Raw genomic sequence first — 20,593 nt, 5'->3', positions numbered from 1 at the left:
ATTACGCTCGGTTCATGTATTTGCGCTCTGCCGTGTTGATCACGACACGGTCACCCGTTGCAATGTATTCAGGTACTTGTACGACAAGGCCTGTTGCGAAACGAGCTGGCTTAGTGCGAGAAGAGGCCGATGCACCTTTGATAGAAGGGTCTGTTTCTTCAATGACAAGCTCAACAGACGAAGGCAGCTCAAGACCTACCGCCGCGCCGTTTACGAGAATCACTTGCAGGCCTTGGATCTCTTCTGTGATGTACAGAAGATCGTCTTCGATGTCTGCGTGCTTGAAGGTGTACTGAGAGTAATCTTCGTTATCCATGAAGATGTAGTCATCGCCATCAATGTATGAGAACGCTGCAGAACGCTTGTTCATTTCAACAGTCTCGAGTACATCGTCAGACTTATAACGTTCATCAACACGTGCGCCAGTGATAAGATCAAGGCAACGCATTTTGTAAATTTTTGCGCCGCCGCGACCACCTGGTGTTGTCACTTCGATGTCTTTTACGAGCAGTGTTTTGCCATTAGATTCAATTGCAAAACCTTTTTTAATTTCACTTGCCTTTGGCATTTTGTATTCCTACTTGATCGCTCTTGTCCCAGTCCTATCTGAGGTTGCAAATTGCCTCCTCAAGTGGGAAGGGTATATTGAGCGTTGTGAACAAAAACGCGCGGATTATACTATTGAGCGCGACGATGATCATGTCTTTCAATGCATTTATTCTACTTTAGCTTAAAATTTGATGGGTTCTTATTGCTGTAACGCGCTCAAAGACTTGCGTTGACCACAGGGCTAGGCGAATATATCGGCCCCAGCGCTATGAGTGAGAGTGTGTCATGTTGGCGGTCATTGACCCTAAACTTCCTTTTCAAACTGAGTTTCAACCGGTAATTAATGATTTGCAGCTCTGCTTGCGCGGCGCGCTTGGTGACAATTTGCACAGCATTTACCTCTTTGGCAGTGTTGCGCGTAAGACTGCGCGGGTGGGTCTGTCCAATATTGATGTGGTGGTGGTGACTCAACGAGATTTGGCCGGTGAGCGAGCCACACTCACTAACAGTGTTAAGTGGCGCGTGCAACGTCACTTTACTCAAGTGGTCGGTATGACATTACAATGTACGACAGTCAATGAAGTGGCTAGCTTAACCAGCTTATTCAGTTGGGGTTTTTTACTTAAACATTGCGCAGTTTGCATTTATGGCGATGATCTTGCCGAATGCTTTGGCGAATATGAGCTTAGTTGGGAAATTGCCAAGCATTGGAACGACGATGTCGCTGATTGGTTGGCAGTGTATCGTGACAAAATTGCGCTGGCGAATATGCCAGCGATTCAAAGTGCCAGTCAATTTGCCATTGCGCGTAAATTGTTGCGGGCCAGCTATGCGTTAGTCATGCATAAAGAGCAGCGTTGGCTTGAAGATCCCATCGCTTGTGGTGAAGCGTTTTTGCGTTACTACCCAAATAAAGCGCAAGAAATTGAGCGCCTGACAATTTTGCTCTCAGGCCGAGTGATTGCAAAGCGCTCGGTGATTGGTTTGCTCGACAGCTATGGTCAATGGTTATCTGATGAATACCGCAAAACCGAATTTCGTATCGGCTGAGGTCAAAATAACCCTAGTTGGTGGCCGACGAGTTGTTCAAAATCTTTTCCCACAAACGGTAAAATGCTATCGGCAATCGGTTTGAGCTGCTTGTCGATATAATGCTGATAATCGATGGCGCTTTGCTGATACTCAATCGGCTCAGGGCCGTTGAGTGTAATGATGTATTCGATTTGCCCTCGATTTTGATAACGTAACGGTTTACCTAACCGCTGATTTTGCGCGTCGGCTAAACGTGCTGCACGCACTTGAGGTGGCACGTTTTTTTGATAATCCGCCAGTTTGCGTCTCAAACGTTTGCGATAAATCAGTTCACTGTCAAATTCTCCCGCTCGTGTATTGTCAACAAACTCGCGTACAAACGTATCGGGTGATTGATGATGAAAAATCAGTTGATATAGGCGGTGTTGAAACCGCTGTGCCAGTGGCGTCCAATCCGTTCTGACGCTCTCTAACCCTTTAAAAATCAGCCGCTCTGTTTCGCCATCACCGACTAAGCCCGCATAGCGTTTTTTCGAACCCGTTTCTGCGCCACGAATGGTGGGCATTAAGAAGCGGCGGTAATGGGTTTCATATTCCAATTCTAGAATTGAGGTGAGGTTGTAGCGCTGTTTTAGCTCATTTTTCCACCACTCATTGATGTGCAAAACGAGTTGCTGGCCGACTTTATCAGCAGCGTCTTGTGTGTAGCTGCTGCCAAGAGAAACAAAGGTCGAGTCGGTATCACCATAGATAACTTGATAACCTTGCGCTTCAATCAGTTTACGCGTGGTCTTCATGATTTCATGGCCACGCATTGTGATGCTTGAGGCGAGGCGAGTGTCGAAAAATCGGCACCCTGACGAGCCAAGAACGCCGTAAAAGGAGTTCATTATGATCTTAATTGCTTGAGAGAAAGCCAACTCTTGTTGCTGTTTTGCTCTATCACGGGCGTGCCATAACTTTTCGATCATTTGTGGCAAAAAATGCCGACTTCGATGAAATTGACCACCGCGAAATCCCGCCACGGCTTGATTGTCGTTAGGACCGACCTCAAGCTTGAGCCCTTCAATCAGCCCCATAGGGTCAATTAAGAACGAGCGAATGATCGCAGGATAAAGACTTTTAAAGTCAAGTACTAACACAGAGTCGTACAGACCGGGCAAAGAGTCCATCACATAGCCGCCCGGACTTGCGAGCCAATTCTCTGGGTGCAGATTAGGCGCAACGTAACCCGAGCGATGAATCTGGGGCAGGTAGAGGTTAGTAAAGGCGGCGACCGAGCCGCCAATGCGATCGAGCTCTAGCCCAGTAAGTTTGGCGCGCTCGACCAAAAATGCCAGTAAGTGCGTATGCTCAAAAATGCGATTGACCAGCACACAATCTTGCAAGTTGTACTTAGCGAGGGCTCGCTTATCGTAGCGAAACATATGATTAATTTCCGCCATACGATTGTCGACATTATGGATCGCTTTTCCTTCCCCTAGCAGCGTTTGCGCGACAGATTCTAAAGACCAGGAGCGAAAGTGATAGGTTGCGGTCTTCAGAGCGTCAATGCCATCAATGACCACGCGGCCTGGCAGAGTGACAAAGCTTTGCTGATTTTGGGCACTGGAGCGAAAAAAGCCAGTTTGGCGACCTCGTCCTAAAATGAGCGGCAGTTTATGAAATTCAGCGCGATGGAATAAGAGGCGAAAGTCAAAATCAATCACGTTCCAACCGATGATGACGTCGGGATCGAATTTTTCAAACCAATCCATCAAGGCTGCGAGTAATGCTCGTTCGTCGTTTACCCACTCTATCGGGGTTATCTTGCCACTCTGACTTGCTTCCGCGAAAGACCTTGCCTCACCTATCATAATGACGCGCTCGTCTTGTGGACTGGCCAGCCCTATCGAATAGAGCAGCCCTTTTTCAGAACACTCGATATCAAGGGAGACGACGTGAAGCTTAGGCTGATAATCGCTTGAGCGACATTTGACTTGGCGGAACTGTGCATGAGAATGCGTTTTGGTTTGACGCAGGCCAACGTACTCGATGGACCCTTTGATAAATCGTTCCATTAAGTAACGGTCTGCGAGGCGAATATCGTGCTCGAAACAGACGATGTCGTGTTCGGCAAAGAGTTGAATCATGCGCTGCGCCAGTGAAATGCTGGCGCAGTAACAGCCGCAGATAGCCGTCGCGTCAAAGGTTTGCATTCTTACGGTGCGAATGTCTGCGTGAAGCCCTTGGGAAACGATAAGCTGAGTGGCGCGCTCAGCGTCTGATTGCGCGATGAAAAATACCGTCTGTTCACCTTCGATAAGCAATTGAACAGGGCCGACGTCGCTGCTTAGCCACAATTCGATAACGCTTTGGCCGCGTATATCACGCGCTTGCCGAGTGAGAAGAAAACCTTGCTGAACGCTCAATCACAATACCTAACATCTGATAGCTCAATCGCTAAGTATACCGAACTCCTGTGGTGGCGTATGCCATATTTGCATCGCGCTGTTGGGGTAACTGGAAAAGCACTATTTAGCCCGATATACCCCTTCTACTTGAAGTTGCAGCGCTTTCCATTACCAAGTAAGTGGCTAGCTCTCACAAACCTCATTACATAGTGTATCTATGTTCACGAAGTGCTCGAAGGCTTTTTTCGTTTGCCGCCTACCTGCATCTCCAAGTTGTTTTGGTCTATGTTTTTGGACGCAAAATTATACGCTCACAGTTTAATATTCGAGACAGCGCTTCTTTTGCAAGATCTTCTTGTCAAACTAATTGAGCTGCGTTGCGTTTTCGCAAGAATTAGTTCTTGATAAACTTTTTGTTTCGGCACATATTCATTAAGAGCATTTGTGTGTTAAATGCCGTAGAATGTTTCGAGCAATTTGAATACACCTCTAATTTGATAAGCCCATCACGCTTTTTATCTACTGGTTCACGCAATCGTTGCCGTTGAGTGACGAGCGCAAGGAATGGCCCATAGGTATATCGCGATGAGGTGGCTGATTTGAATTGTTTCGATACACACATACTGTAATCCACAAAAGAAGTGGGTGCAGAGCCATACATGAGCGTGGAGATACAAGTTTGATTAATGTTTTCCTTGTAGATGATCACGAGCTGGTTCGCACAGGGATACGACGTATTATTGAAGACGTCCGTGGTATGAACGTAGCAGGGGAAGCTGAGAGCGGTGAAAATGCAGTGAAATGGTGTCGAGCGAATCATGCCGACGTCGTTTTGATGGATATGAACATGCCGGGGATTGGTGGGCTAGAAGCGACCCGCAAGATCCTGCGCATTAATCCTGAAGTAAAAATTATCGTGTTAACCATACACACTGAAAATCCATTTCCGACCAAAGTCATGCAAGCCGGAGCCGCTGGCTATTTGACCAAAGGGGCGGCGCCGGATGAAATGGTGAATGCAATTCGTATTGTGCACAGTGGTCAGCGTTATATCTCCCCCGAGATTGCGCAACAAATGGCGCTGAGTCAGTTCTCGTCCGCATCTGAAAATCCATTTAAAGAACTGTCAGAGCGTGAATTGCAGATCATGATGATGATCACTAAGGGGCAGAAAGTTACCGATATTTCGGAGCAACTGAATCTAAGCCCTAAAACGGTCAATAGTTACCGTTACCGCCTGTTTAGCAAGTTGGACATTAGCGGTGATGTTGAATTGACTCATTTAGCAATTCGTCACGGCATGCTTGACACTGAGACTTTGTAGTGAGTTTGGTGTTTGACTCGACCGCCTTTTTAAAGACGGTGACGAACCAGCCCGGTGTATACCGCATGTATAACGCCGAGGCTGTGGTTATTTATGTCGGAAAAGCCAAAGATCTCAAAAAACGGCTGTCGAGTTATTTTCGCAAAACACTAGACAACGAAAAAACCAAAGCATTGGTGAGTCACATTGCCAAAATTGATGTGACCGTCACGCATAGTGAGACCGAAGCGCTCATCCTCGAGCACAACTATATTAAGCAGTACCTGCCGAAATACAATGTGCTGCTACGTGATGATAAATCCTACCCTTATATCTTTATCAGCCAGCATCGTCATCCCAGATTAAGTATGCACCGTGGCGCAAAACGGCGCAAAGGTGAGTATTTCGGCCCTTATCCCGACTCCGGCGCAGTACGCGAAACGCTGCACCTGATTCAAAAAATCTTTCCTGTGCGCCAGTGTGAAGACACGGTTTATGCTAACCGAACTCGCCCTTGTTTGATGTACCAAATTGGTCGATGTGCAGGGCCTTGTGTCAGTTCGATCATTTCAAGTCAAGACTACGCCGATTTGGTCGATTTAGTGCGGCTATTTTTGCGTGGTAAAGATAACCAAGTTTTGCAAACGCTCGTCGAGCGAATGGAGCAAGCCAGCCGAGACCTTCGCTTTGAGGATGCGGCGAAGTGTCGCGACCAAATTCAAGCGATACGTCGTGTACAAGAGCAGCAGTTTGTTTCAGAAGATAGCATGGAGGATATGGATGTATTGGGTTTTGCGCAGGAAAAGGGCATTGCTTGTATTCATATTTTGCTCATACGCCAAGGCAAGATCCTTGGAAGTCGCAGTCACTATCCGAAAATTCCATCAAATACCGAACCGTTTGAGGTGTTTGAGAGTTTTCTAACTCAATATTATCTCAATCACAATGAAGCGCGAACCATTCCGAATCGAATCTTATTAGCCAAAGATTTGGTGTTCGATTTGGCACCGTTGCAAGTGGCATTAACTGATCTTGCCGGACGAAAAGTCCAGTTTCATGTGAACCCGACAGGAAGCCGCGCGCGTTACCTTAAGCTAGCAACCACCAATGCCCTTACCGCGATCACAACCAAAATAAATCACAAAATGACGATAAGCCGTCGATTTAATGCGCTTCAAGGGGTGCTTGGGTTAGATGAAATTCAGCGCATGGAGTGTTTTGATATCTCCCATACAATGGGCGAAAGTACGATCGCGTCATGTGTGGTTTTTAACCATGAAGGCCCGGTGAAACAAGAGTATCGGCGGTATAACATCACCGGGATCACCGGAGGAGATGATTATGCCGCGATGGGACAGGCGCTAGAACGCCGCTACGCCAAGCAGCTTGATGTTGAGAAAATTCCCGATGTGATTTTTATCGACGGGGGGAAAGGTCAACTTAACCGAGCGCACGATATTATTGTGCGATATTGGACGGATTGGCCTAAACGACCGTTAATGATTGGTATTGCTAAAGGTGTTACACGCAAACCGGGTTTAGAAACGTTAATCACAACGACAGGCGAGGAGTTTCACTTGCCAAGTGATGCGCCTGCACTGCATCTTATTCAGCATATTCGTGACGAAAGTCATGACCATGCGATTGCTGGGCATCGAGCTAAGCGAGGAAAAACGCGACGTACCAGCGCACTGGAAGGCATCGAAGGGATCGGTCCCAAACGGCGTCAGGCTTTGCTAAAGTATTTGGGTGGAATGCAAGAAATTAAGCGAGCGACTGTCGAAGAAATCGCCAAAGTGCCCGGAATTAGTCGATCTTTAGCAGAAATTATTTATCAGGCATTGAAAGAGTAAGTAAAATCCAGCACCATTGGCGCGCAATCCAACTGAGAACAATAATATGCGTTTGAACATCCCTAACATACTGTCACTTATGAGATTATTTCTCATCCCAGTGTTTGTCGTTGTGTTTTACCTGCCGTATTCTTGGGCGCCTTTTGCAGCGGCAATGATTTTTTGGGTCGCTGGATTTACCGATTGGCTCGACGGTATGTTGGCGCGAAAACTAGGGCAAACATCGCGTTTTGGTGCGTTTATTGACCCTGTTGCAGATAAAGTATTGGTGGCTACTGCGCTTATATTGATCACTGAAGAGTATCACACGATCTGGGTCACCATTCCTGCCGTTACTATGATTGCACGTGAAATTATTATTTCAGCCCTGCGTGAGTGGATGGCCGAAATTGGTAAACGCGCTAGTGTTGCAGTGTCTTGGATAGGGAAAGTTAAAACCGTATCTCAGATGTTCGCCCTTTGGGTGCTAATTTGGCGCTACGATGATTGGATGGTTTGGCTTGGCTTTGCTGCGCTTTATATCGCGACCGTATTAACTTATTGGTCTATGGTGCAATATCTCATGGCAGCAAAAGACGACTTACTCAGTGAAGAGAATCAATAATAAAATAAGCAATTAAGATCCTTTTGTCCTATGGGGTAGTGCGACGAAACGTATGAATTTTAGCCCCTTAGCGCAAAATCTGCTCAAACAAACCAAAATTAAAAAAATAGTGTTGACTCAAAGGGATGAATCCGTAGAATGCATCCCGTACCCAAGAGGAAATGCTCTTGAGTATAACGAAGGCGCCTTGGCAGAGTGGCCATGCAGCGGATTGCAAATCCGTGGACCTCGGTTCGACTCCGGGAGGCGCCTCCATTTGCGACACTAGCTCAGTTGGTAGAGCGCAACCTTGCCAAGGTTGAGGTCACGAGTTCGAACCTCGTGTGTCGCTCCAAATATTGGAATGTGGCGATTGCGACATTCGGTCTGCAAAGCAGGCAAAAATTTGTGTGCCCTGGTGGTGAAATTGGTAGACACAAGGGATTTAAAATCCCTCGACTTTCGAGTCGTGCCGGTTCAAGTCCGGCCCGGGGCACCATCTCATCAAATAGCGAATTCGTCTTAAGATGAATCGTTTGCGACACTAGCTCAGTTGGTAGAGCGCAACCTTGCCAAGGTTGAGGTCACGAGTTCGAACCTCGTGTGTCGCTCCAAATTGAAAACCCAGTCTTCGGACTGGGTTTTTTCGTTTTCTAATTTTTAAACGATTTTCCTTAATAGAGCCTCATTCTAGCCCACAAGCACTTTGGTCAGATTAGGCTTATGGCAGCGTATATGATTCTGTTATTTTGTATCTATAAAGTAATCTCGAAAAACAAATATAATGGCGCACAAGCCAGCCAGAAGTACAATGTAACCGATGGTGAGTGCTTTCTCATATGACACAGCGTATTTAGCATGGTCCTCCTCACGAATGATTTCATTGTCATCGAATGCTTGGGTGAAATGAGTAGCAAAATGTTTTGGTAACGGCTCTATGGAAAGGTTACCTAACGTCATAATAGCAATGAGTAAACGTCCAACTCGATATGCGAATTGATTACCTCCAACTAGCAGGATATGCGCAATTACTTCAGCCATAGATCATTCCTTGGTGTCTGGGTTTCTTATCGTATGTCGTTAGCGCTTTTAGTTTGTCGAGTGAGTTCAAATAATTGCTGAAACATATATTCTCAAAAAGTGAGTTCACTAAATAAGGTAAAAACTAGGAAAAGAAGCAGGACGATTTTTCAGGCTCTCGGTGTCAGAAATGCCACAAACCGACCGACCAAAGCTTGCCAGACCAGAACGTTTCTGTGGCGACTCTTGGGCATGACAAAGAGTAGTTGGCTTGCCTCCATTCAGCTGGAGCTGGGCAGAATCCTACCCGCGAGACAAATATGCTCGTAGGCTTGATTGTGACTCCTTTATATTAAACCAGATAAGTAAAATAAGGTTGTGTCGCACCCCATATAAATTTAGTTGCTAACATAGTTGTCTGGTTATATAACAGTCAATATACCTGTATCACTTGAAGTTGCAGCGCGTTTCTCTACAAAGTAATGGGTTTGCTCTCGCAAAACCTCTTGCACAGTTTGTCACGTTCACGACGTGTTTAGTGGCGTTGCTCGTTTACAGCTAATGGTAACTCCAAGTTGTTTGGGTATAGATCATTTCCGAAGATATCCTTGTTTACTTGATGTCATCCACAATGGCGGGTATATACACTGCCGTCTTACGGTGTGCGTCCTGTGGGTACTTGAGGTGTATCGACTCACAATGAGTGATTGGGCAGTTTTTATTTACGTTTACAGGAGTTCGTGATGAAAGAAGTGCTGCTTAAAGACGCGTTTTTGGCGCAGGTAGCGAGTAATAACCCAAACCAACCGGAATATTTGCAAGCAGTGACAGAAGTGATTGCTTCAATATGGCCATTTGTCGAGAAAAACCCGAAATACATCAAAGCCGGGATTTTGCAGCGTCTCGTTGAGCCTGAGCGTTTGGTCCAATTTCGTGTCAGTTGGGTGGATGATGCCGGAAATGTGAATGTTAACCGAGCATTTCGCGTGCAACATAACTCCGCGATTGGGCCTTATAAAGGGGGCATGCGTTTTCATCCATCAGTGAATTCATCGGTACTCAAGTTCCTTGCTTTTGAACAAACGTTTAAAAATGCGTTAACGACGTTACCAATGGGTGGCGGTAAAGGCGGCAGTGATTTCGACCCGAAAGGAAAGAGTGTTAACGAAATCATGCGTTTTTGTCAGGCGTTAATGTTGGAGTTACACCGTCATCTCGGTTCTGACACTGACATTCCAGCGGGTGATATTGGCGTTGGTGCACGCGAAGTCGGCTTTATGACTGGAATGATGAAAAAACTGACCAACAGTGCAGAGTGTGTATTTACCGGCAAAGGGCTGTCGTTTGGAGGAAGTTTGCTGCGCCCTGAAGCTACGGGTTATGGTTTGCTCTATTTTGTTGAAGCCATGCTTAAAGAGCGTGGTGAATTACTGGTTGGTAAGCGTGTTGGTGTTTCAGGCTCCGGTAACGTGGCGCAATACGCGATTGAGAAAGCGATGGAGATGGGCGCACGTGTTGTTACTGCGTCAGATTCCGATGGCACAGTTTATGATCCTGAAGGCTTCACACCTGAAAAACTGGCATTGCTGATGGAGATCAAGAACGTTCAGCGTGGCCGCGTTGTCGATTATGCGAACAAATTAGGATTAACCTACAGCGCAGGCAGTAAACCTTGGCAGTTCCCGATGGATGTTGCTTTACCTTGTGCGACTCAAAACGAACTGGATAGCCATGATGCTGAAACTTTGGTTGCAAATGGTGTGCAGCTAGTGGCAGAAGGGGCGAACATGCCAAGCACCGCAGAGGCGGTGGCGGTATTTAACAACGTTGGTGTGGTTTACGCACCGGGTAAAGCCTCAAACGCGGGCGGTGTTGCCACGTCGGGCTTAGAAATGAGCCAAAACGCGGCACGTTTGGGTTGGACTCGATCTGAAGTAGACCAACGCCTGCAAAGCATTATGCGCAGTATTCACGACACTTGTGTCGAATATGGCCGCGATGAGTCTGGTAAAATCAATTACGAGCTAGGCGCAAACATCGCAGGCTTTGTGAAAGTGGCGGATGCAATGATGGCACAAGGTATTTACTGATTATAAATTGCTTGAAATGAAGACGCTGGGTCCTTAATCAAGAATTAAGGCCCAGCTTTTTTATTTTCTGACGTCGTTACTGCTATATTTGATGCCACCAAATAATGCAACGGCAGTCACAATAATTGGTTTTGGCATTTTCTATTTGACTTGCTCTTCTAAGTCAAATAGTGATACCCGTATTATTTAAAAGCCATTTATTAATGGTGATTTAATTAACAAGGGTATAACACTGGTAAGTGATTAAATAACATCAATCACTAAAGAAACTAATAAGAAGCGGCCAGAACGCACAGGAGGGGCGACGCGACGCGCTGAAAATTGTGCTTTGCGAAGTAAGCGCTCTACTGCAACGGGTGATACGGTGATCAATTTTTTAGCGCCGTGCCGCTTGGCAATATCTAATGTTGCTTTAAGCAGTTCAACCGTGCTTTCGTTGGAAAATTGGTTTGGTGCAATGTTAGGTGATTGCAATGCTGGATTAAAACTGGTGAAACGTGACAACTCCCAAATATCCGAATGTTGTGGCGCAGCTTGGCCGTTGAGCAGCTCGGGAAACACTTCTTGTAATAAGTATGGCTCTGTTGTTGGCAGCAAACGCGCACAGCCAACAATGTCGTCTTGCTCTTTGGCTACGACATAGAGAGTATCTTCGCTATCGTATTGATCTTTTTCTATTTTATCTGACGTTGAACCAAAGCCTGGTACGACATCCCATTCGAGGTGGTTAATAAAAACGTCATAACGGTAGTGAAAAAGTTCGGCAAGTTGAGTGGTTGAAAGCTGCGCTGCAGTGCCAGAAAAGTAATCCATACGTCGACCAAATCCATGGTGTAGGTTCATAGTGGCATATTACGGTTCTGCAGCGTTTTTTTCGCCTAGGTGATTCCCTAGTTATTTAGTGCAATGATTTATATAGATTTTTCTTGATTGTGTTTTGCCAGCCCCAATGTTCAATTTCTGACACCAATCGAAGGGTGGTGGCTTCGTGAGACATCACTAAGCCAGAGTCAGTTCGTAGGACGAAATTGCAGAATGGTTCGCCGCATAAAACAATTGCGCCATTGCGCACTTCCCAGTCAAAGCCAATGGAAAGGCTCGGGGTATCACCATATTGCCACTCAGCAAAGCCAGAAAGATCACAACTACTCGATTCTTGAGAAAATTGGCAATCGCTGTCGTAAAGGCCCATTTCCAATAGCGTAAATTTTTTACTTCGGAATCGTTGCATCGAGCATTCGATGGGAGATAGAAGTAGTGAATTTGTAATGATTAAATTGTCATTTTGATCCATGTTAGTGTGCTCCAGAGCATTTTTTTTTCACTTTTTACTGTATAAAATTATAGGTTGAAAACAAAACTAAGATATGGAACTCACTTCAGATTATGGAAACACAAGACAGAATTGCCATTGAAAATTTGGTTGAAGATATGGCGCTGTGTGACGATAAAAATGCGTTTATCAAATTAATGGATAAAGCGTGTGATAATTTGGGGTTTGAGCATTTTGCGTTTGGACTAAAAAAACGTGCGCCATTTGCCACATCAACACTTGCGATGGCAAATAATTATACCGATGCGTGGAATGATAGATATCAAAACCAAGGCTTAGTGTTTAACGATCCTTTAGTCGGCCGCGCGTTACGTTCTTCAAGTGCCATTGATTGGAATGAGCTTTATGACGAAGGATTGCCATTTTGGCAAGAGGCTCGAGTGCACGGCTTAGTCAGTGGATGGTCAAATCCGGTTCACAGCCCAGATGGCACAGGTTCGATGATTTCATTTTCACGAGGGCAGTCAAGTTATTCCAAGCAGGAGCTAGTGAGAAAGACGCCGTATATGCTTTGGGTTTCTCATGTCGCGGATCAAAAGTTTCGTCAGTTTATGTTAGATAAACCATTAGAACCTGCTGATTACCAGCTTACACGCCGTGAAGTGGAAATGCTTAAGTGGGCTGCAGATGGCAAAACCACCTTTGAAATTGCCATGATCTTAAATATTTCTCAAAAAACCGTCGAGTTTCATCATGGGAATGCGATGCGCAAATTTGGCACTCCCAATATTACCGCAACCGTGGTGAAAGCCATGCTTTCAGGGGCGATTTAATCCCTTAATCGCGCGAACGTGTAACATCACGTTGTTAATTAGTGAATGATCTTAGGTTTAAGAGCATTATCTCCATCGAATTTCGCTAGGCTTTAATTAGATTTTGAGTAAAGCGAAGGTGGTATGGCGGAGAAGCGAGAAAACAGCGAAGAGGGCGCATTAATCTATTGGGTTGGTGAGCCACTGGATTCGATAGCGATTGACGGCGTTCACTATGTGACGAGTGTCGATGCGATCCCTGCTGAAATGGGGGGATTGGCAATTTTTCATCAGCCAGACCCGCTAGCGTTAAAACGGACGTTAAAGCAATTTTACTCCCATCTAAAACGTTGGTCTTGGCAGGTGTTGGTGACGCACGAGACGCCTTATTCGCAAGCGATAACGGACGGCCGCATCGACAGTCAGTCCGTCGAGCAATGCCTTGACGAGTGGCGCCAGTTTCGCCAGAGGTTGGCAGTCATGGCTGACGTACAACATATTGATGCGCTCGTGGGTTGGCTTGGGCTGGATCGCAAACGTCGTTTACTTCCATTTAAAGATCTCAATTCCCACAGTATTTATTCGTTTCCGCTCATTGAGGCACTCTATCCCGATTTGTATTCAAGCTATCGTTATGTGCTCGCAGAGCATGCGCGCGGGCTGATTGACAAGGAAACATTAATCGACCGCATACGTAGTTGCCACCAGTGTCATAGTGCGCATTTGAATTACGTAGAAGTGTGTCCTAACTGTGCCAGCATCGACATTGATACCGAAATCGCATTGCACTGTTTTACCTGTGGGCATGTAGGCCCGCAAGAAAGCTTTCAAAGACGTGGCAAACTTGAATGTCCCAACTGTTTAACGCAATTGCGCCATATCGGTGTCGATTATGACAGGCCGCTGGAAAACCACGTTTGTCACAGTTGCCGTTTTCGATTTGTTGAGGCAGAAACCCACGCCCATTGCTTGAGTTGCCGAACAGATAACAAGATGGATCAGCTGGTTGTGCGGAAAATCTATCAATATCGACTTGGTGATGTGGGTGAGTATCTGTTTCGTTATGGCCGTTTTCAACAAGCGCCGCAGCTGTCAATCAAGGGCAAGCTTGAGGCGAGCTTTTTCCAAAATGTACTCGCATGGCAAAATAAAGTTGCTCAGCGGGACAAAAAAGACACCCACCTGCTGATGGGGCTGCACTTGCCTTCGCTGGACAGTTACGGGCTGCGTTACGGCGACAGCAAGCTTTTTGCTTTGATGGATCAGTTGATTGCTCGACTTGGTAACCTGTTTCGAGAGACAGACATCTGTTGCCAATTTCGAACTGACGTTGTGTTCGTGTTGATGCCCAACACGCCTTATGCCAGTTTTCAAGTGCTACAACAAAAACTGACCGACTTACGGGCGTTGATTGAAGATGACACCTTTGAGCTTAATGTCTATTTTTGGTCATTGCCTGATGAGCAGATCAATGCGGATCCAAGCCAATGGTTAAGAGCAAGAGTCAGTGAAATTTATGCTCCAAGATAGTTTAAGTTTATTGAGTTTTCTCAAAGGGACACTACTGCACAACACTGAATTATGGTTAGTGGTGTTCCCAGTTATGATTGTTATTGAATTGCCACTTTACTTGCTGGTACTGACAGGCATTTTTCGCTGGTCCTATCAGCCTAAAGCCGCTGAGCTTCAAGATTACCCATCGATCAGTTTTGTCATCACCTGCTATGGGGAAGGTGAGGCGATTGGTATCACTATTGATACTTTGGCGGAACAAGTTTATCCCGGGAACATTGAGATTTGGGCGGTGGTGGATGGTGCGGTGCAAAATGCACAGACTTATCAAGCCGCTTTAGCTGGTGAGCGCCGCCACGCGGGCAAACTGAATCGCAAAGTTCGCGCATTACCAAAATGGCAGCGAGGGGGGCGTGTCTCGACATTAAATGCCGGGCTTGCTGTGGCAACTGGCAATATTGTGATTAATGTGGATGGCGATACTTCTTTTGATAATGACATGGTTTACACCATGATGCAGCAGTTTGCCGATCCTAACGTGATTGCCAGTGGCGGCGCACTTCGAGTGCGCAATCATGACGCCAACCTTCTTACCAAAATGCAGTCGCTTGAATATATGCTGTCGATGCAGGCAGGAAAAACTGGCATGGCCAAATGGGGCGTTTTAAACAATATCTCCGGAGCCTTTGGCGCTTTTCGCCGCCCATTGTTGCAGCAAGTCGGAGGTTGGGACACGCACACCGCAGAAGATCTCGACTTGACCATGCGGTTAAAGCAGTACAAACGGCGTTACCCTAACAACACGTTAGCGTTTGCGACTCATGCGGTGGGCCATACGGATGTTCCCGACACTTTAAAAGGGTTAATTTTGCAGCGTATTCGATGGGATGGCGATTTGCTGTTTCTGTTCTTGCGCAAGCATAATGAAGGGTTAACCCCACGGCTGTTAGGGTGGGGCAATTTTATATTCACTATGGTGTATGGCATTGTGCAAAATGTACTTTTGCCGCTGTTGGTGGTGATATTTACCGTCTACATGTTAATTGTTTATCCGGTGGCGTTGGTCGCTGCGTTACTGGTGCTGTTGTATCTGATTTACCTTGTACTCTCCGGCGTGATGTTTGTGGTTTATATCGCACTGGTTTCAGAGCGCGCCAAAGCTGATGTTAAGTTTACGAAGTGGTTATTTTTATATCCGATTTATCAATTTTGCATGCGTCTTATTACCGCATTCTCAATGGTAAATGAGGTCGTGCGGCGTGGTCATGAGGAGTCGAGCATGGCGCCGTGGTGGGTGTTAAAGCGAGGCAAGAAGTTTTAATATGAAAGTCAATTTCCACCTAGATAAAAAGAAAAAACCGCAATCAGAAAGTGGTATGAAAGTGGTCTACGGTCAAGCAAAACGGGGCGGGTATCGTGTACGCTGGTACTTGATTTTGGCGGTGGTGATAAGTCCGCTGTTAATCATGGCGTATTATCTGGCAAAAACACATTTGCTTGTAACAGCGCCAGGCATCGTGACCTTTTATCCATTGACGATTACCGCAACACAGCCGGCTCTTGTGGGGCACTTATCGGTTTCTGTCGGCAGTCAGGTCAGTCAGGGCCAAGCGTTATTGTCATTGACTGACAAAGCACTCGATGAAGAGGTGGATTTTATACAACGCGAGTTAGTCGCACTGTCAGATAGAGAAGTTCAGAGTGTTGATGACCTCTACCAAGTCGCGATTGCCAATACCAAGCAAAGCTTAAGTCGCGTGAAACAGATCCAGCAAAATTACGATAAATTTCGCCAAAAAGGACAGGTTTCAGAGGTAGATTATGCCGCGATTGTTAATGTCAGTAATGCGCTAAACAGTCAGCTGAGCGACCAAGAAATCGCCTACGCAAATGCCAAACGTGATCAACAACAGTTAGCGTTAGCTGGGCCCATTTCTCAGCAGTATCGAAGTTTAATGCAAGAGCTCGTGGTTAAGCGGGCGCAGCAAGAGAGTCTAACGTATGTTGCCCCATTTAATGGGCGAGTGTTGGATGTTCATGTTCATCCCGGCCAGCGCGTGGTAGAGAGCGCGCCTTTGCTTACGTTAGCGCAAAATATCACACCAGAAATTACCGCCTTTTTGGACCCACGCTATCTTGATTACGGCAAAGTAGGGGAAAAAGCCACTGTTGTCTTTCCTGACGGGCAGCGTTTTTCAGCGTCGGTCTCTCGTCCAATTGAGGTCGTTAACAAACTGCCTCAAGAGTTGCAAAAGAGCCCGTTTCAGGGACAACCCGCTTACATCAAAGTGACATTAAGTTTTGACGCTCCCTTACCAAAAGAGCGCTGGATTGAAGGGGTGGGGGTCGAAGTGCGCTTCTAACGGTTTCACTCAAGCTTTACCGAAATTTACCATCGCTTTACATTAGTTGAATTTGGAAATGGTAGGTTGGCGTAGTCTTTATCGCTTGAGAAAATATTATGTCGTTACTTTTTCGACGCCACACTCGTCGCTTACGTGCTTGCCTTGTCGGGGTGCTGGCTCTTTCGCTGGTCGCACCAACGTTTGCCGGTCCTATTGTGGTGCATAAACCGCATAAACGGCCCAACAAAGTGATTGTGGTGAAACCGAATAAGAAGCCTGCTTACAAAAGACCGATTGTTATCGTGCCCAAAAGGCACCGCGCTTATCATAAGCATCATCTGCCCAAAGCGGCTGCGTTTATCGCTATTGCGGGTATCACTTATGCGGTGATTAACAACGCGTATTATCAACGTCAAGGTGACCAATATATTCATGTGGAAAAGCCGATGGTTGCAAATAGCGGGGCTTTGAAAAGCAGCATCGCTGCAACATCACCGGGGGTTGTGACAAAACACCTGCCTCATAATGCAAGTGAAGTGACGGTCGATGGCACTGTTTTCTTCGTCCACAATGGGCAGTGGTATGCGCCAATTGCAGGCTCAACCGATTATGTTACCGTGGCCGCGCAGCTTTAAGGTTTGCTGCCTGCCTCTAACTTCAAGTTGTTTGGGTATATGTGCATTTTAAAACGGTAAATACATTGAGTCACCATCAACCTTGGCGCTGATGGTGACTCAATTTTTTGATTTAATCATCAGGGCGATGTTTAATCGTCGACGTAAGTTTTGCCACCCTTGGCTTGGCATTTGGTCACTTCAATAGAGCCTTGGTATTCACCGTCGATATAGCAAGGAACAATTGGAATGCCGCTACCGCCGCCACTACCACCACCGCTTGCGTTGACCGATAGGGGAAGAGCAAGAGCAAAAATAAGTGCCAGAAATTTCATGAGCTCACCTCTTGTTGACTAGATTACTTTATTGACTGCAGCGCCTTGTTAACTCAGTGTTCCACGGTTAACCAAGTGCCTTATATACATTAAGCTTGATTGGTTCATTGAGCTTTATTGCAACGCATTTGTTAACTGCGTCACAAAAAAAGTTAGTTAAACCGTGTCATTTGTCAAACGATTAACGCGTCAGACGAATAGCGTAAATATGAATAAATCGAGGTGAGGGTTGTTAGTCGTGAGGTTGTTCACTGCGTGCAGCTACCGTAGCATGGGCGCTGCACGTAAATAGAGAGAAGTTCTCGCGATGTCTCTTCCCAAAGGGGGATTAACGGCGCAATTGGGTTATGTGCATAAATGACACAAAGCTCTTAAGATTAAGTCTGCCTTTTTCCCAAGTCACCGCGTCTTATACCTAAACAACGTCAGTTGTACCCGTCCCACTTGAAGTGGCAGCGCTTTTCTTTGCAAAATGAAGGGACTGACTCTCACAAACCTCATCACAGAGTCGGTCTATGTTCACCAAGTGTTCAAAAGCTTTGCTCGTTTGTCGCCTACCTGCATCTTCAAGCTGTTTGGGTATAGAGCCGCTTAAGGACGTTCGCCAGCGGCAAGTCGTTTTTCAATATCGACGATCACGCTAGGTAAATCTGAAATTGTATCAATGAGGTAATGCGGAGCGCTCTTTAGTAGTTTAGCGCGCGCGGTTTCGCGAGCGCTTTCCAGTGTGGTTTGGTCAGCAGCTTGGAATTGCTCTAAAGTGAGTCCAGCTTCATTTCCAGACAGGAGCAAGCCGACAGTCCACATGCCAGCGTTATGGCCTTCTTCAATACCTGGGTTTGAGTCATCCACTTTAATGCACGCGTTGACATTAGTGACGCCCAATTCAATCACATTTTTGAGCGCCATAAAGGGCGCGGGACGCGCGCCTTGCGGCAGATCGTCTGATGCAACAACATAATCAGGACGATAGCCGTATTCGGCTGCTGCTGGAATGAGAATGTCCATCACTTCACGCGGATAGCCTGAGCAAGAGCCAATCTTAATCCCTTTTTCGCGTAATGACGCCACAACCTCGATGGCATTGAGGATGGGCGCGGCATGATCCGCAACTTTGGCTTTTTGTAGCGGCATAAACGCCGCGTAAATGGCATCAATATCGGCGGTGGTCATCGGCTGGCCAAACTGCTCAATCCAACGTGCGTTCACCGTTGGTATGCGCCCAACTGCCTGAATATGAGCCCATTTACTTATTCCCATTGGTTCGCGAGCTTCGTCGAGAGTGACGTGAAAATCAAACCCCTGTTTAAATGCTTCAACAAAAATACTGGTCGGTGCAAACGAGCCAAAATCGACAATGGTGCCTGCCCAGTCAAAAATAACGGCTTGAATTGGAGAGTGAGTGTTAGTCATGGTCTGTTCCTAAAAATAAGTGGTGATAGGCAGTGGTTGAGGTCACTGCTTTGCTGATGGTGCGTAATTTGAATCAATCCCTTGCTGAGCATGAGCTATCGCATTCTCAAGAAGGTTTAGCGCGTGAGCCAAAGCATCACGCTCAATCGTTAGTGGAGGGCTTAGCTGAAGCACGTTGCCTTGTGAAATTTTGAAGCTTAGCCCATGAGATAAGCAGTGATAGAGCACAGCTTCTGCAGCGTCATGCGCGCGTGCCTTGGTTATTGGGTCGCTAACCAGCTCAATACCCCAAAGCAAACCAATGCCGCGTACATCTCCCATCAAGGGGTACTTGGATTTCATTTCGAGTAATCTGCGCTGAATAAATTGGCTGTCTTGGCGGCACTTAGCTAACAAGTTTTCTTGCTCAATGACTTCAATCGTTGCCAGTGCGGCTGCGCAACCCATCGGGCTTTTTTCATGGGTATAATGGCCTAACGATATGGTAGCCGCTGTGTTGTAAGCGTCTTTGGTAAGCATTGCGGCCATAGGCACAAGACCACCGCCCAAGCCTTTGCCTATACAGAGAATATCTGGTTCAATATCAAATGCTTGATGAGTAAACCAATGGCCGCTGCGGCCCATTCCATTGGGAATGTCGTCAATGATAAGCAGCACGTTGTGACGGTTGCAGATCTCACGTACGCGCTGCCAGTACGCACGGCTTGGTACTTGAACGTCGGTATTGCGAACGGCCTCAGCGATAAACGCGCCAACACCACCTTCTTTTTCAATGACATACTCAAGATAATCAGCGTAATGCAGATCAGAACCGTCAGGGCTGTGTAATGCGCCGCGATAAGAGATAGGTGGTGGAATGCGTTCCACACCCGCCATTAGCGGTCCCATATTATGGCGAAAACAGGCTTCGCCACCGACGCCAATTGCATCTAGCGACGCGCCGTGAAATGAGTCCCATAGGGAAATGACTTTGTAATTGCCAGTCACATGACGCGCCAACTTGAGCGCCATACCAATGGCCGAGGTGCCCCCTGGTGCAAATAATACGCGAGATAATTCGCCGCCAGCGATGTTGACCAATTTTTCCGCGCAGCGCACGGCGATCTCATTGGTAAAACGGCGCGGTGAAAACGGAAGCTGGGCCATTTGTTGCTGAACTTGGTTGACCACATGCGGGTGACCATAGCCAATTTGGTGCACGTTGTTGCCGTGAAAATCGAGATACTGCGCGCCATCACAATCGGTTAAATAGCTGCCGTGCGCGCTCTCAAGCGCAGTGAGACAGGGAGTTGACATCGCTTGATGCAAAAACACGGCGCTATCTCGCGCAAGCAGCTTTGTTGTTTGGCTGCTAGTGAGACGCGCTGCTGCTTTGGCATCTTGCCACTGCGTTCGCGCAGGAGTGAGGTTGATGTCTCCTTCACTGCGCCAGTGGCTGGGCTCAAGGGTTGATTCGCTCATGTGGC

At 46.7% G+C, this 20,593-nt stretch carries 18 protein-coding genes and 4 tRNA genes; 14 read left to right on the top strand and 8 right to left on the bottom strand.

All coding sequences use genetic code 11. The features are described 5' to 3' along the window. Window position 1: 1 nt before the first annotated feature. Complete coding sequence (yeiP, locus tag HGP28_RS08805) at window positions 2–568, bottom strand: elongation factor P-like protein YeiP (protein ID WP_168836079.1); 567 nt, start codon at window positions 566–568, stop codon at window positions 2–4. 266 nt (window positions 569–834) lie between these two features. Between yeiP and HGP28_RS08800 the strand changes: the two genes are divergently transcribed. Next, window positions 835–1,599: a nucleotidyltransferase domain-containing protein gene (locus HGP28_RS08800; RefSeq protein ID WP_168836078.1), complete on the top strand. Its 765-nt coding sequence runs from the start codon at window positions 835–837 to the stop codon at window positions 1,597–1,599. A 2-nt stretch (window positions 1,600–1,601) separates the two neighbouring features. Here HGP28_RS08800 and HGP28_RS08795 read toward each other — a convergent pair whose 3' ends face one another. Then, the gene (locus HGP28_RS08795) at window positions 1,602–3,992 is read right to left on the bottom strand and encodes a DNA polymerase II (protein WP_168836077.1); all 2,391 of its coding nucleotides are present in this window, start codon (window positions 3,990–3,992) and stop codon (window positions 1,602–1,604) included. 661 nt (window positions 3,993–4,653) lie between these two features. Between HGP28_RS08795 and uvrY the strand changes: the two genes are divergently transcribed. The 7 genes from uvrY to HGP28_RS08760 all read left to right on the top strand — a co-directional run bounded on the left by uvrY (window position 4,654) and on the right by HGP28_RS08760 (window position 8,327). Continuing rightward, on the top strand, window positions 4,654–5,298 hold the full coding sequence (gene uvrY, locus HGP28_RS08790; protein WP_168836076.1) for a UvrY/SirA/GacA family response regulator transcription factor: 645 nt from the start codon (window positions 4,654–4,656) through the stop codon (window positions 5,296–5,298). Next, window positions 5,298–7,130 (top strand): excinuclease ABC subunit UvrC, encoded by a 1,833-nt coding sequence (gene uvrC, locus HGP28_RS08785; protein WP_168836075.1) that lies wholly within the window; start codon window positions 5,298–5,300, stop codon window positions 7,128–7,130. Before uvrY ends, uvrC begins: the two co-directional genes overlap by 1 nt. Window positions 7,131–7,176: 46 nt before the next feature. Next, window positions 7,177–7,734, top strand: coding sequence for a CDP-diacylglycerol--glycerol-3-phosphate 3-phosphatidyltransferase (gene pgsA, locus HGP28_RS08780; RefSeq protein WP_168836074.1), 558 nt, complete (start codon window positions 7,177–7,179; stop codon window positions 7,732–7,734). Between the two features lie 181 nt (window positions 7,735–7,915). Continuing rightward, window positions 7,916–7,989: transfer RNA gene (locus tag HGP28_RS08775), tRNA-Cys, on the top strand. A 3-nt stretch (window positions 7,990–7,992) separates the two neighbouring features. After that, a tRNA-Gly gene (locus HGP28_RS08770) sits at window positions 7,993–8,068 on the top strand. A gap of 57 nt (window positions 8,069–8,125) precedes the next feature. Next, a tRNA-Leu gene (locus tag HGP28_RS08765) sits at window positions 8,126–8,212 on the top strand. Window positions 8,213–8,251: 39 nt separating this feature from the next. Continuing rightward, window positions 8,252–8,327, top strand: a tRNA-Gly gene (locus HGP28_RS08760). Between the two features lie 130 nt (window positions 8,328–8,457). Here HGP28_RS08760 and HGP28_RS08755 read toward each other — a convergent pair. Continuing rightward, on the bottom strand, window positions 8,458–8,754 hold the full coding sequence (locus HGP28_RS08755) for a hypothetical protein (RefSeq protein WP_168836073.1): 297 nt from the start codon (window positions 8,752–8,754) through the stop codon (window positions 8,458–8,460). A 722-nt stretch (window positions 8,755–9,476) separates the two neighbouring features. On the opposite strand from HGP28_RS08755, the gene gdhA reads away from it, so the two are divergent. Further along, entirely contained in the window at window positions 9,477–10,823 is a 1,347-nt protein-coding gene (gdhA, locus tag HGP28_RS08750; protein ID WP_168836072.1) for an NADP-specific glutamate dehydrogenase, read from the top strand. A 243-nt stretch (window positions 10,824–11,066) separates the two neighbouring features. Here gdhA and HGP28_RS08745 read toward each other — a convergent pair whose 3' ends face one another. Both HGP28_RS08745 and HGP28_RS08740 read right to left on the bottom strand, forming a co-directional pair. Further along, window positions 11,067–11,636: an acyl-homoserine-lactone synthase gene (locus tag HGP28_RS08745; protein ID WP_168836071.1), complete on the bottom strand. Its 570-nt coding sequence runs from the start codon at window positions 11,634–11,636 to the stop codon at window positions 11,067–11,069. A gap of 85 nt (window positions 11,637–11,721) precedes the next feature. Then, on the bottom strand, window positions 11,722–12,054 hold the full coding sequence (locus HGP28_RS08740; RefSeq protein WP_168836070.1) for a DUF4902 domain-containing protein: 333 nt from the start codon (window positions 12,052–12,054) through the stop codon (window positions 11,722–11,724). A 155-nt stretch (window positions 12,055–12,209) separates the two neighbouring features. Between HGP28_RS08740 and HGP28_RS19210 the strand changes: the two genes are divergently transcribed. The 5 genes from HGP28_RS19210 to HGP28_RS08715 all read left to right on the top strand — a co-directional run bounded on the left by HGP28_RS19210 (window position 12,210) and on the right by HGP28_RS08715 (window position 17,400). After that, the gene (locus tag HGP28_RS19210) at window positions 12,210–12,929 is read left to right on the top strand and encodes an autoinducer binding domain-containing protein (protein ID WP_168836069.1); all 720 of its coding nucleotides are present in this window, start codon (window positions 12,210–12,212) and stop codon (window positions 12,927–12,929) included. A 123-nt stretch (window positions 12,930–13,052) separates the two neighbouring features. After that, the gene (locus tag HGP28_RS08730; protein ID WP_168836068.1) at window positions 13,053–14,438 is read left to right on the top strand and encodes a TackOD1 domain-containing metal-binding protein; all 1,386 of its coding nucleotides are present in this window, start codon (window positions 13,053–13,055) and stop codon (window positions 14,436–14,438) included. Continuing rightward, window positions 14,425–15,741, top strand: a complete 1,317-nt coding sequence (locus HGP28_RS08725) for a glycosyltransferase family 2 protein (RefSeq protein WP_168836067.1) — start codon at window positions 14,425–14,427, stop codon at window positions 15,739–15,741. Before HGP28_RS08730 ends, HGP28_RS08725 begins: the two co-directional genes overlap by 14 nt. A 1-nt stretch (window position 15,742) precedes the next feature. After that, window positions 15,743–16,783, top strand: coding sequence for an HlyD family secretion protein (locus tag HGP28_RS08720; RefSeq protein WP_168836066.1), 1,041 nt, complete (start codon window positions 15,743–15,745; stop codon window positions 16,781–16,783). A 98-nt stretch (window positions 16,784–16,881) separates the two neighbouring features. Further along, entirely contained in the window at window positions 16,882–17,400 is a 519-nt protein-coding gene (locus HGP28_RS08715; RefSeq protein ID WP_168836065.1) for a DUF6515 family protein, read from the top strand. 131 nt (window positions 17,401–17,531) lie between these two features. Here the strand turns inward: HGP28_RS08715 and HGP28_RS08710 are convergent, their stop codons facing one another. From HGP28_RS08710 to HGP28_RS08700, 3 genes are all read right to left on the bottom strand, one after another. Then, complete coding sequence (locus tag HGP28_RS08710; RefSeq protein ID WP_168836064.1) at window positions 17,532–17,714, bottom strand: hypothetical protein; 183 nt, start codon at window positions 17,712–17,714, stop codon at window positions 17,532–17,534. Between the two features lie 591 nt (window positions 17,715–18,305). Beyond that, window positions 18,306–19,127, bottom strand: a complete 822-nt coding sequence (phnX, locus tag HGP28_RS08705) for a phosphonoacetaldehyde hydrolase (protein ID WP_168836063.1) — start codon at window positions 19,125–19,127, stop codon at window positions 18,306–18,308. Between the two features lie 42 nt (window positions 19,128–19,169). Next, window positions 19,170–20,588, bottom strand: coding sequence for an aspartate aminotransferase family protein (locus HGP28_RS08700; protein ID WP_168836062.1), 1,419 nt, complete (start codon window positions 20,586–20,588; stop codon window positions 19,170–19,172). Window positions 20,589–20,593 lie beyond the last annotated feature (5 nt).

Origin of the sequence: Vibrio agarilyticus (assembly GCF_012641465.1) — a bacterium.
Taxonomy (GTDB): domain Bacteria; phylum Pseudomonadota; class Gammaproteobacteria; order Enterobacterales; family Vibrionaceae; genus Vibrio; species Vibrio agarilyticus.
This window is presented reverse-complemented; position numbering and strand designations above follow the sequence as displayed.

Excerpts from the sequence above, each read along its gene's own strand:
- phnX (WP_168836063.1), bottom strand. The coding sequence starts at position 19,127 with ATGACTAACACTCACTCTCCAATTCAAGCCGTTATTTTTGACTGGGCA.
- HGP28_RS08755 (WP_168836073.1), bottom strand. The coding sequence starts at position 8,754 with ATGGCTGAAGTAATTGCGCATATCCTGCTAGTTGGAGGTAATCAATTC.
- HGP28_RS08700 (WP_168836062.1), bottom strand. The coding sequence starts at position 20,588 with ATGAGCGAATCAACCCTTGAGCCCAGCCACTGGCGCAGTGAAGGAGAC.
- HGP28_RS08720 (WP_168836066.1), top strand. The coding sequence starts at position 15,743 with ATGAAAGTCAATTTCCACCTAGATAAAAAGAAAAAACCGCAATCAGAA.
- HGP28_RS08710 (WP_168836064.1), bottom strand. The coding sequence starts at position 17,714 with ATGAAATTTCTGGCACTTATTTTTGCTCTTGCTCTTCCCCTATCGGTC.
- HGP28_RS08725 (WP_168836067.1), top strand. The coding sequence starts at position 14,425 with ATGCTCCAAGATAGTTTAAGTTTATTGAGTTTTCTCAAAGGGACACTA.
- pgsA (WP_168836074.1), top strand. The coding sequence starts at position 7,177 with ATGCGTTTGAACATCCCTAACATACTGTCACTTATGAGATTATTTCTC.
- HGP28_RS19210 (WP_168836069.1), top strand. The coding sequence starts at position 12,210 with ATGGAAACACAAGACAGAATTGCCATTGAAAATTTGGTTGAAGATATG.
- HGP28_RS08715 (WP_168836065.1), top strand. The coding sequence starts at position 16,882 with ATGTCGTTACTTTTTCGACGCCACACTCGTCGCTTACGTGCTTGCCTT.
- gdhA (WP_168836072.1), top strand. The coding sequence starts at position 9,477 with ATGAAAGAAGTGCTGCTTAAAGACGCGTTTTTGGCGCAGGTAGCGAGT.
- HGP28_RS08745 (WP_168836071.1), bottom strand. The coding sequence starts at position 11,636 with ATGGATTACTTTTCTGGCACTGCAGCGCAGCTTTCAACCACTCAACTT.
- yeiP (WP_168836079.1), bottom strand. The coding sequence starts at position 568 with ATGCCAAAGGCAAGTGAAATTAAAAAAGGTTTTGCAATTGAATCTAAT.
- HGP28_RS08740 (WP_168836070.1), bottom strand. The coding sequence starts at position 12,054 with ATGCAACGATTCCGAAGTAAAAAATTTACGCTATTGGAAATGGGCCTT.
- HGP28_RS08800 (WP_168836078.1), top strand. The coding sequence starts at position 835 with ATGTTGGCGGTCATTGACCCTAAACTTCCTTTTCAAACTGAGTTTCAA.
- HGP28_RS08730 (WP_168836068.1), top strand. The coding sequence starts at position 13,053 with ATGGCGGAGAAGCGAGAAAACAGCGAAGAGGGCGCATTAATCTATTGG.